10 protein-coding genes are annotated in these 11,395 nt (G+C 55.0%); all 10 read right to left on the bottom strand.

All coding sequences use genetic code 11. The features are described 5' to 3' along the window. Positions 1–179 precede the first annotated feature (179 nt). Positions 180–1,349, bottom strand: a complete 1,170-nt coding sequence (gene dnaJ / locus ACR0QW_RS00485) for a molecular chaperone DnaJ (protein WP_432641767.1) — start codon at positions 1,347–1,349, stop codon at positions 180–182. Between the two features lie 23 nt (positions 1,350–1,372). After that, on the bottom strand, positions 1,373–3,232 hold the full coding sequence (gene dnaK, locus ACR0QW_RS00480) for a molecular chaperone DnaK (protein ID WP_432641765.1): 1,860 nt from the start codon (positions 3,230–3,232) through the stop codon (positions 1,373–1,375). A gap of 55 nt (positions 3,233–3,287) precedes the next feature. Next, positions 3,288–3,887, bottom strand: coding sequence for a nucleotide exchange factor GrpE (grpE, locus tag ACR0QW_RS00475; protein WP_432641764.1), 600 nt, complete (start codon positions 3,885–3,887; stop codon positions 3,288–3,290). Positions 3,888–3,897: 10 nt separating this feature from the next. Further along, complete coding sequence (hrcA, locus tag ACR0QW_RS00470) at positions 3,898–4,938, bottom strand: heat-inducible transcriptional repressor HrcA (protein WP_432641763.1); 1,041 nt, start codon at positions 4,936–4,938, stop codon at positions 3,898–3,900. A 109-nt stretch (positions 4,939–5,047) separates the two neighbouring features. Then, the gene (hemW, locus tag ACR0QW_RS00465; protein WP_432641762.1) at positions 5,048–6,181 is read right to left on the bottom strand and encodes a radical SAM family heme chaperone HemW; all 1,134 of its coding nucleotides are present in this window, start codon (positions 6,179–6,181) and stop codon (positions 5,048–5,050) included. Between the two features lie 31 nt (positions 6,182–6,212). After that, positions 6,213–7,112 carry a DMT family transporter gene (locus ACR0QW_RS00460; RefSeq protein WP_432641761.1) on the bottom strand — a complete coding sequence of 300 codons (900 nt, stop codon included), beginning with the start codon at positions 7,110–7,112 and terminating at the stop codon, positions 6,213–6,215. Positions 7,113–7,291: 179 nt separating this feature from the next. Beyond that, a complete protein-coding gene (gene ttdB / locus ACR0QW_RS00455) occupies positions 7,292–7,912 on the bottom strand; it encodes a L(+)-tartrate dehydratase subunit beta (RefSeq protein ID WP_432641760.1) in 621 nt (206 codons plus the stop codon). Next, positions 7,912–8,811 (bottom strand): L(+)-tartrate dehydratase subunit alpha, encoded by a 900-nt coding sequence (ttdA, locus tag ACR0QW_RS00450; protein ID WP_432641759.1) that lies wholly within the window; start codon positions 8,809–8,811, stop codon positions 7,912–7,914. The genes ttdB and ttdA overlap by 1 nt, the downstream gene beginning before the upstream one ends. 72 nt (positions 8,812–8,883) lie before the next feature. Continuing rightward, a complete protein-coding gene (locus ACR0QW_RS00445) occupies positions 8,884–10,152 on the bottom strand; it encodes an SLC13 family permease (protein WP_432641758.1) in 1,269 nt (422 codons plus the stop codon). Positions 10,153–10,380: 228 nt separating this feature from the next. Then, positions 10,381–11,364, bottom strand: a complete 984-nt coding sequence (locus ACR0QW_RS00440) for a GntR family transcriptional regulator (protein ID WP_432641757.1) — start codon at positions 11,362–11,364, stop codon at positions 10,381–10,383. Positions 11,365–11,395 lie beyond the last annotated feature (31 nt).

The raw sequence follows: 11,395 nt of genomic DNA, 5'->3' as shown, positions 1-11,395 counted from the left end.
AATATCCATTCAGGATATCCTCCTTTCAAAATGAAGTGGTTGGTAGCCATCTTCATTTTACCAAAGGAGGATTTTTTGGTATAGCTAAAAGCTTTCCAGAACCCCACGCATAGCGTGGGGTTTTCAAACCCGACAAAAAATGTCCGCTGCGTTTCCGCAGCGGACGTTTTTCAATTGACTTACTTGAACAGACCTTTGATCTTGTTCCAGAAGCTCTTTTCTTCCGGATTGATACTGCCGCCTTCGGCTTCTGCGAATTTCCGCAGAGCCTCCTTCTGGGCATCGCTCAGACCGGTGGGGATCACAACCTTGATCCGTACCATCTGATCGCCCTTCCGGCCGTTGCGCAGGGATACAATCCCCTTGCCCTTCAGCCGCAGGACCTTGTTGGGCTGGGTCCCTTCCGGAATCCGCACCTTTACCTTGCCGTACAGGGTCGGCACTTCAACTTCAGCCCCCAGGGTTGCCTGCACGATATTGATGGGCACTTCGCAGGCCACCGTAGTGCCTTCCCGTTCAAAGAACGCATGGGGTTTCACATACAGGTACACATACAGATCCCCAGGACGGCCGCCCCGCAGCCCTGCTTCGCCTTCTCCGGCCACCCGCAGACGGGAACCGTTATCCACACCGGCAGGGATCTTCACGGTCAGGATTCTCCTTCTCTTCACCCGGCCGGTCCCATGACAATCCTTGCAGGGATTGGTTACGATCTTACCGGTACCATGGCATTTCGGACAGGACCGTACATTGACCACCTGGCCAAAGAGAGAATTCTGGGTAACCCGGATTTCCCCTGTCCCATGACAGTCCGGGCAGGTTTCCGGCATGCTGCCGGGAGCCGCACCGGACCCGTGACAGGTCTCACATTCTTCCTCCCGGTTCAGGCGGACTTTCTTTTCCGTACCGAAAGCTGCTTCTTCAAAGGTAATCGGCATATCCTCCCGCAAATCGGTGCCCTGGCGAGGGCCGTTGTCGGCCCGACGGCCAGCTCCGCCACGGCCGGCACCCCCAAAGAACATATTGAAGATGTCATCCATGCCTTCGCCGCCAAAACCACCAAAGCCCTGGAACCCGCCGCCGAAGGGATTGCCCGCTCCGCCGGCACCAGCGCCCCCGTTCTGGAAGGCGGCATGGCCATACTGGTCATAGGCCGCTTTCTTCTGGGGATCGCTCAGGACGCTGTAGGCTTCGTTGACCTCTTTGAATTTATCAGCTGCAGTCGGATCATTTTTGTTCAAGTCAGGATGATACTTGCGTGCCAGTTTGTGATAAGCCTTTTTCAGCTCATCCGCCGAAGCGTTCTTGGACACGCCCAGCACTTCATAATAATCTCTCTTCTCTGCCATCAGTATCTCCCTCTAGGAAAAGCTTATTTCTTATCGTCATCCACGACTTCGGCATCTACCACATCATCGTCGGATTTCTTCTGTTCAGCCCCGGCATTGGCGCCTGCCCCTGCACCAGCATTGGCACCGGCAGCACCCTGTGCAGCGCCCTGGTTCTGTTTGTACAGTTCAGCACTCAGTTCATACAGAGGTTTCTGCAGAGCTTCAGTACCGGCTTTGATCTTATCGGTATCGTCGCTCTTCATGGTTTCTTTCAGGGCAGCAATGGCATCCTGGACCTTCTTGATCAGGTCATCATGGCCCTTGCCGTTCATGTCTTTGACGGTCTTTTCAGCCTGGTAAATCAGGGTATCGGCCTGGTTCTTGGCTTCCACGGCTTCCTTCCGTTTCTTGTCGGCAGCTTCGTTGGCCTGTGCTTCCTTCACCATCTTATCCACTTCTTCTTTGCTCAGGCTGCCGGAAGAAGTAATGGTAATCTTCTGTTCCTTGCCGGTACCCAGGTCCTTGGCGCTTACATTCACGATACCGTTGGCATCGATATCGAAAGCCACTTCGATCTGAGGCACTCCCCGCGGAGCAGCCGGGATGCCGCCCAGTTCGAAACGACCCAGGGTCTTGTTGTCAGCGGCCATTTCCCGTTCGCCCTGCAGCACGTGGATGTCTACAGAAGGCTGGTTATCAGTAGCCGTAGAGAATACCTGTTTCTTGGAAGTCGGGATGGTGGTGTTCCGGTCGATGATCTTGGTCATCACGCCGCCCATGGTTTCGATACCCAGGGACAGAGGCGTAACATCCAGCAGCAGTACGTCCTTCACATCACCAGCCAGAACACCTGCCTGGACGGCAGCACCCATGGCTACGCATTCATCCGGGTTCACGCCGTGTGCCGGTTCCTGGCCCATGGTCCGTTTGATGGCTTCCTGCACAGCCGGGATACGGGAAGAACCGCCCACCAGCAGGACTTTGTTGATGTCTTTCGGGCTCATATGAGCATCGCTCAGTGCCTTGTTGACGCAGACCAGGGTCCGGTCAACCAGGTCGCTGGTCATTTCATCGAATTTGGCTCTGGTCAGATCCAGATCCATGTGCACAGGGCCGTTAGGGCCTGCAGAAATGAACGGCAGGTTGATGTTGGTGGTCAGCATGTTGGACAGTTCGATCTTGGCTTTTTCAGCAGCCTCACGGATCCGCTGCATGGCCATCTTGTCGCCGGTCAGGTCGATGCCGTTCTGTTTTTTGAATTCATCGCACATCCAGTCCATGACCCGTTTATCGAAGTCATCGCCGCCCAGATGGGTATCACCGTTGGTAGATTTCACTTCGAACACGCCGTCGCCCAGTTCCAGGATGGACACATCGAAGGTGCCGCCGCCCAGGTCATAGACCAGGATGGTATGGTCGTCGGATTTATCAATGCCGTAAGCCAGAGCTGCAGCCGTTGGTTCGTTGATGATCCGCTTTACATCCAGGCCTGCGATACGGCCTGCATCTTTGGTGGCCTGACGCTGGCTGTCGTTGAAGTAAGCCGGTACCGTAATGACGGCTTCGGTGACTTTTTCACCCAGATACCGTTCGGCATCGCCCTTCATCTTTTCCAGGATCATAGCGGAAATCTGTTCCGGCGTATAGTCCTTGCCATCGACAGTCACCGTGTATTTGGTGCCCATATGACGTTTGATGGAGCTGATGGTCCGTTCAGGATTGGATACAGCCTGCCGTTTTGCCAGCTGGCCGACCAGTTTTTCCCCGTTTTTCGTAAAGCCAACCACGGAAGGAGTCAGTCGGCCGCCTTCCTGGGTAGTGATAACCGTAGGTTCGCCGCCTTCCATTACGGCAACTACGGAGTTGGTAGTCCCCAAGTCAATACCAATAATCTTAGACATAATGAATTCCTCCTGTCAAATCTGGAATTTTCTATGGTAAAAAAGTTGTTTGCAATCAATCATTCCGGATGACCCGCACCTTGGAGTGGCGGATCACATCGTCACCGATCTTGTAACCCTTTTCAAGGACCAGATCGATACTTTCATCGGGCAGGTCCGGATTGCTGCCCTGCATGACGGCTTCGTGGATATTGGGATCGAAAGGTTTGCCCTGAGCAGGGATTTCCTCGATGTGCAGGGTCTGCAGCGCCTTTTCGAACTGCTTGTGGATCTTTTCCATCCCAACCTGCAGAGCGTTGTCATCTTTGCTGGTTTTCAGACTGGCTTCCGCCCGTTCGAAGTTATCCAGCACCTTCAGGAATTCCCGGACTACCTGACCGGTTACATACCGGCCCAGCCGTTCCCGTTCTTCGTTGTTCCGTTTCCGGAAGTTGTCGAAATCTGCCTGCAGGCGAAGGAGCCGGTTCTGCAGATCGGCGATCTGTTTCTCCTGAGCTGCGATTTTTACATCTTTCGGATCCGAAGCCGCTGTTTCTTCGTTCTTTTCAGTCTTGCCGTCCTGGTCAGCGGACGCTGCCTGTTCTTCGGCTTTGGCTTCCGTAGCTTTGGCTTCCGCCTTGACGGTTTCCGCTTCCTTCTGCGTATCCTTTTCCATTGTTCCTCCCCTACTTTTCATCCAGTTTATTCATGACCACCCGCAGGTAATTGTGGAGATAATCCATGACAGAAATCACTTTCTGATATTCCATCCGGGTGGGACCCAGGACAGCCAGCGTCCCGACCACCTGGCCATTCAGCCGGTAGGTAGCCTGGATCATGCTGCAGTCCTGGATACCGGAAAATTTGTTTTCACTGCCGATGGTCACTCTCAGACCGGAGTCCTTGTCAGCCATCAGCATATCCTTCAGCATCTGCTCTTCCTCCAGCACGCTCAGCAGCTCCTTGATCCGTTCCGGATCCTTGAATTCAGGCTGGCTGAGCAACTGTTTGGTTCCGCCAAGGTACATCTTGTTCTCCTGCTGGCCATCCTGCATCTGTCTGACCACCTGGATCAGAGAAGCATACAGGGCCTTATCCCCGGCAAGAGTATCCCTGACTTCCTTCAGGTCCTGGTCTGTGATATCGTCCAGCTTCATCCCGTGGAGTTTATTGGTCACCCGCTGGGCCAGAGCATCCAGTTCCACGCGGTTCATCCCCGCCGGGATCTGGATCACACTGTTGTCCATCTGCCCGTCATCGGCTACGATGCACAAGATAGCCTGATGCTCGTTGAGCGGCAGGAACCGCAGGTAGGAAAACACCCCAGCGCTGTCCTTGTTGGCCAGCACCACGGATACGTTCTTGCTCATCCGCGACAGAATCTTGGCAGTGGACTGAAAGATATCATCGATACTGTGGACCCGTTCCCGGAACCAGCTGTTGATCAGTGCCACATCATTGGGCGCCAGCGCAGTGGGTTTCACCAGGCTGTCCACATAATACCGATAAGCCGCCGCCGACGGGACACGGCCCGCCGAGGTGTGCGGCTGTTCCAGATACCCCAGCAGTTCCAGATCGGACATTTCGTTCCGGATGGTTGCGGGGCTGATCCCCAGGTTGTATTTTCTGGCGATGCTGCGAGATCCTACAGGCTCAGCCGTTTCGATATAATCTTCAATGATCAGTTGAAGTATTTTTTTCTTGCGGTCACTTAGCACTGTAATCATCTCTTTTCTGGATTGTTAGCACTCTTTTCGTTAGAGTGCTAACATCTAATGGTAAAGATACACCTCTTTAGTCAAATTGTCAACACTTTTCCTGAAAATATTTTCCAATCTACAAAAATTCTTCAAAAGCCAGGTTTCCGTACTGCATCCCCAGGGAAGTCAGGGCGATACGGTCTCCCTTTTGCCGGATCCAGCCCCGTTTCTGGCAATGTTCCCAGCCTTCTTTATATATATGAAAGAAATCTTCTCCCGTCCGCTCCTGGAATTCTGTCAGAGACAATCCCTTGGACGTACGCAGGCTCATGAATACCAGTTCTTCCCGGCGGATTTCAGGTGTCAGTTCTTCCCTTTCCGGTACTTCTCCCTTCAGATAGGCCACCAGGCTGCGGGCATTGGTTTCCCGCCGCTTTCCATTGAAGCGGCAGGCCGCCGCACCGAAGGCCATATAGGGATCGTAGTGCCAGTAGATCTGGTTGTGGCGGGATTCCTGTCCCGGCCGGGCGAAGTTGGAGATTTCGTACCGGGCATAACCGGCTTTGGGCAGTTCGTCCATAAGCAGGCCGTACATGGCCCCGGCAGCTTCTTCCGAAGGCAGGGTGGCCTGCCCCTTCTCCAGCTGGGCATGGACCAGGGTTCCCTCCTCCACGGTAAGGCCGTACACGGACACATGGTCCACCCCGGTCTGGAGCAGCTGCTGCAGGGAATCCCTGACGCTGTCCACAGTCTGGCCGGGATAACCGTAGATCAAATCGCCGCTGATCCGGGTAAATCCCGCCTGTCGGGCCAGGGCGATGGCTTCTTTCGCCTCATCCGCCGTGTGGATCCGTCCCATGGCCGCCAGTTCCGCAGGCTGAAAGCTCTGGATACCCAGGCTCAGCCGGTCAAAGCCCAGCTGATGGCAGGCCCGGAGCCATTCCAGATCCACCGTCCCCGGATTGGCCTCCAAAGTGGCCTCTGCCGGGCAGTTCCAGAAACCCCGTTCCTTCAGGGCATCTACGATCCGGGCCAGCAGCCCCATCGGCAGCACGCTGGGAGTCCCTCCGCCGAAATAAACAGTGGCATCGGTACGGATGGGCAGATCCGGCTGCCACTGGCGGATTTCCTCCACCAGCCGCCGGGTATAGTCCGCCATGATGTGGTCGTTATAGATTTGATACGAGGCAAAATCGCAGTAAGCGCATTTGTGCACACAAAAGGGGATGTGTACATAAATGCCCTGATAGGCAGACCAGGAACGAGTCATGGAAAATGCTCCTTTCAACGCTGGGACTTTTTCACAGCCCCTTTTTGATGGGGATCTGGGCCAGCAGCACTGCCACGAATACCAGCACGCAGCCGATCACTTCCCTGGCGGTCATGGTTTCACCCAGGAACAGCCATCCGGAAAGCGCCGCAAACACCGATTCCAGGCTCATGAGCAGCGTGGCCGTGGTGGGATCCGTGTACTTCTGCCCCACGATCTGCAGGGTATAGGCCACGCCGCTGGAGAGCAGGCCGGTATACAGGAGCGCCCAGCGGGCGTCCCACAGGGCATCCGGGACCGGTCTTTCGTACAGGCCGGTGAGTACCGCTGAAATCAGGAAGGTCACCGCGAACTGCACCCAGGCAAGCTTCACGCTGTTGGCCCCCTTCAGCAGGAAATGGTCGATGGTCAGGATCTGTCCGGCAAAGAAGATGGCACAGAGAAAAATCAGGAAATCGCCGAAGGAAACCGTAAAGCCACCTTTCACACACAGCAGATAGAACCCTGTGAGAGCCATGGGCACGCACAGAAGCAGGATCTTCCGCACCGGCCGTCCCAGGAAGCGGCCCAGGACGGGCACCAGGATGATGTACAGGGCAGTGATGAACCCGGCCTTCCCGGCGGTGGTCATGACCATTCCCACCTGCTGCAAGATGCTGGCGATGCCCAGCCAGACACCGCACAGGACACCGGCTTTCAACGTCACCGGATCGGGTTTCAGCCGCTGCCAGAGAGGCAGTTGGCTCCTCTTTTCCCGGGAACACCCGAACACCCACACCACCGGGATCAGCGCCACAATGGCGATCAGGTTCCGCACGGTGCTGAAGGTGAAAGGGCCGATATATTCCATGCCCACGCTCTGGGCCACAAAAGCGCTGCCCCAGATCAGGGCCGTGAGCAGCAGCAACAGATTTCCTTTGGCTTTCTCCATAATGCTTTCTTTCTCCCACTCAAATAAAATTTTGTATCATAAAATAAAACAATTGTATCATAAAATAAAAGACGCCGCTACTTTTTCCCCGCAAGCAAAAGAGGGTGTGAAAAATATTTTCCACACCCTCTTCATGAGTCACCAGCCGATGGAGACCAGCTGATGCCTTTCGGCTTTTGTTATTTGATGAACCGTACGTGCGGGATGATTTCCTCGTACACTTCTTCGGCTCTCTTCTTGTAGACCTTCTTGTTTTCTTCGAACAGGTTGCCGCCCTTGGTATCCACAGCTACGATCAGGGGCCCCAGTTCTTCCACTTCGCTGGTCCACAGGGTTTCCGGCATCCCCAGATCCTTCCACTGGGCATCGATGATCTTCTTGAAATGCACAGCGGAAACCACAGCACAGCCGGCAGGGAACACGCAGAAGATGGTCTTGTATTTCTGGCAGGCTTCCATGGTATCAGGACCCATGCCGCCTTTGCCCACGATCAGCTTCACGCCGGTTTTGGGAATGAAATCCTTTTCGAATTTTTCCATCCGCATGGACGTGGTCGGCCCGATGGAAACCATTTCATAGGCGTTATCCTTCCCTTCGATGGGACGGACGATGGGGCCAGCATGGAAAATGGCGCCCCCTTCCAGGTTCACCGGCAGATCCCGGTGTTCTTCGATCAGACGGCGGTGAGCCACGTCACGGCAGGTGGTGATCTTGCCAGTCAGATAAACGATATCACCGATTTTCAGGTTTTCGATATCTTCGGATTTAATGGGCGTATGCAGCACTACTTTGTTAGCCATTATAATTCAACCCCCTTATGAGAAGTGATGGTGTAGTTCAGGTCTTTGTCGAAAATGATGTGGCCGCGGCGATGGTTCCAGCAGCCGATGTTCACAGCCACGCCGATGGCGGACGGATGACGGGCAGTGTTCTCGATGTGTACGCCCAGGACGGAAGCGGAACCGGTCATGCCCTGAGGCCCCAGGCCCATCTTGTTGATGCCGTCGGTGAGCAGCCGTTCCATTTCAGCAGCCCGGGGATTGGGGTTATGGGACCCCAGCGGACGCATCAGTGCTTTCTTGGACAGCAAGGCAGCAGTTTCCACAGAAGTGGCCACGCCCACACCCACCAGGAACGGAGGGCAGGCGTTGGGGCCGTAGGTGTACATGCGCTGCAGCACGAACTTGGTGACCCCTTCATAGCCTTCGCCCGGCATCAGTACCATGGCATGGCCCGGCAGGGTGCAGCCGCCGCCGGCCATGTAGGTGTCGATGACGCACTCATCGGAATCAGGGACGATTTCCCAGAACACGGTAGGAGTCCCCTTCCCTACATTCTTGCCGGTGTTGTATTCATCGAAGGTCTCTACGCTGTTGTGACGCAGCGGAGTGGCAAAGGTGGCTCTTACAGTGGCTTCCTTCAGCAGCCCTTCCAGTTCGCCGATCAGCGGAAAGTTGGTGCCGCATTTCACAAAGTATTGCAGCACACCAGTATCCTGGCAGGACGGACGGTTCAGTTCCTTAGCCAGTTTCTGGTTCTTGGCATAGGTTTCATACAGCAGTTTGGCAATGGGAACTGTTTCCTGTTCGGCCAGTTCCTTCAGTTTGGCTGCCACGTCATCGGGCAGGACCTTGGCCGTATAGCCAACGAATTTGGCCATAATGTCGGTCATTTTTTCCACTTGGGCTTCTTTAGACATTGCAATTCCTCCTTAACAGTGCGTAAGCAGTAGGGTTGTTTTATACATTATACATTGAAACTTTCCGTTCCATCAGGGATAGAAGGGGAAAAGAATCGGCAAAAGGATCAGGGATGTGATGTACCCGATGATCACCATGGGCATGCCCGCCTTCACGTAATCGTTGAAGTTGTAGCCGCCGGGGGCGAAAACCATCATGTTGGCCGGCATCCCGATGGGAGTGGCGAACGCCAGGGAAGCCCCGATGACCGTTGCTACGATCACCGCTTTGGGGTCGGCGCCCATAGCCTGGGAAATGTTGATGCTGATGGGGATCAGCAGAGCGGCGGTACCGAAGTTGCTCATGAAATTGGTCATGACACAGCTCAGGAGCAGGATCACTGCCAGGAGCACCATGGGGGAAGCATTCTGCCCCAGGGTCCCGATCACCGTATCAGCAATGGCCTTGCCGGCACCGGTCTTGGAAAGCGCCTTGGCCAGGGCCAGGGTACCGCCGTACACGAACAGGGTCTGCATATCAATGGAAGCATAGGCCTGTTTTTCAGAAATCACGCTGGTTGCCACCAGGATCAGAGCCCCGATGCAGCCGGACAGGTAGAATTTGATACCGATCTGCTTTTCGAAGATCATGGCAATAATCGTAAGCACCATGACGATTAGGGACATTTTCTGTTTCCAGGCCGGAACCTTGGAAAAATCAGGAGCCTTGTCGTAGATGCTTTCGCTGCCCTGCCCCTGCTTGCTGGGCAGGAACCGATGGCCGATGGTGGCAAAGAAGGCGGTGCCGATCAGCAGGATGGGCAGGCCTACATAACCATATTCAAAGAAGCTGAGATCCTGACCGATCTGTTCCAGAGCGCTCTTGCCCAGCAGGTTGCCGGGAGCGCCGATGATGGACAGGTTCCCGCCCATGGCGGCAGCGAAGATCAGGGGCAGCAGCAGCCGAGACCGGGAAAACCCGGATTTGGATGCAATGCCGATGACCACAGGAATCAGGATAGCGGCCGTACCGGTGTTGGACAAGATACCGCTCATGATGCCGGTAACCAGCATCACGGCTACAATCAGCTGCCGTTCGGTCCTGGCAAACTTCGTTACGATGCCGCCCACCTTGTTGGCCATGCCCGTTTCAAAGAAGGCTCCGCCGATGATGAACATGGCAACGAACAGGATCAGGTTGGTATCCACGAATCCGGCGAAACCTTCCTTAGGTGTCAGCACTCCGGTGAGGACCAGGACCATCAGGGCAATCATGGAAGTGACTGCCAGGGGAAGTTTTTCGGTGACGAAAAGGATGATGACAAAAAGCAGCAGGCAAAGCGTTATGGCGATCGGTGACATTCTTTTTTTCTCCTCCTTGGATCTCCACACATCCTGCGCGCTTGGATTTGTTTTGATATTTGATAATGTATCCATTTCTTGACTATAATATAACTCCACCGGCTCTAAGAGTCAATGGAGTTTTTGAATTATCTTATTTTTGGCTACAATATCATATATACAAACAGGAACCGAGAAATCATCCTTCCCAGTTCCTGTTTGATTGCCGGCATCAGCCAGCGGCTGATGTTATTTTTTCCCCTTCACCTGTTCCCGATAGTTGGTCAGGATATTTTCCATACTGCGGTGCATATGTTCCCGCATGAGCTGGCGGGCCTTTTCGGGTTCGTGGGCCCGCAGGACCTCCATGAGCTGCTCGTGTTCGAAATAGGAAATCTTGGCGTAATCGGTTTCCGTCATGAGGAAACCGAGGGAAAGCCCATTCCACAGGCTGCCCAGGATCTGGGCCAGCTTGGGGTTATCGGCTGCATCCCACACGGCCATGTGGAAGCTTTCGTTGTAATGCTTGTAATCGGCATACCGGTGATCCAGCAGGCACTGGCGCATGGCCTGATACACTTTCTCCACTTCGGTCAGGTCACTGCCCGGACGGGCGGCCAGGGCAGCTGCTTCCCCCTCCAGCAGGGTCCGGACGGCGAAATGGTCCCGGATGGCCTTTTCATCCATGCCCAGCACCACGGCTCCCTTGTTGGGCCGCAGTTTCACCAGGCCCTGACTGGCCAGCAGCTGCAGGGCTTCCCGCACCGGTGTGGTAGAAACCCCCATATGCCGGGCCGTCTCCTCCAGAGTCAGTACGCTGCCTTCAGGGATTTCCCGGCGCAGGATGGCTTTCCGCAAATAGGAAGCCACCTGCTGCCGGGCTGGAAGCATATGGATCTTGCCCACCTGATCCGACTCGGCCAGACTGCTCTGCCGGTAATTCAGCGGTTCCACTTCTGTCCTGTCTGCCGGTGCGGAAAGGGCGGTTTTCCTGCCCTGCAGGTGTTTGGCCGCATCCTGGGCGATTACCATGTGCCGGTTGCTGAGCCGGGTCACCACCCCTTCCAGCAGCAGGGTCTGGAGAGCTTCCCGCACCGGCATCCGGGAAACGCCATATTCTTTGGCCAGGTCCACCTGTTTCAGTTCTGTGCCAGGCGCAAGAGTTCCCGCCTGGATCCGGCCGCGGATAGACTGGCAGATCAGTTCCTGGGTGGATTTTTGCAATTGGACCATAGGGGAGAACTCCTTTCCGTGATGATCAGCA

The sequence above is a fragment of the Acidaminococcus sp. genome, from assembly GCF_050873445.1.
Classification (GTDB): domain Bacteria; phylum Bacillota; class Negativicutes; order Acidaminococcales; family Acidaminococcaceae; genus Acidaminococcus.
The sequence above is the reverse complement of the archived record's forward strand: the minus strand, read 5'-3'. Positions and strand labels throughout refer to the sequence as shown.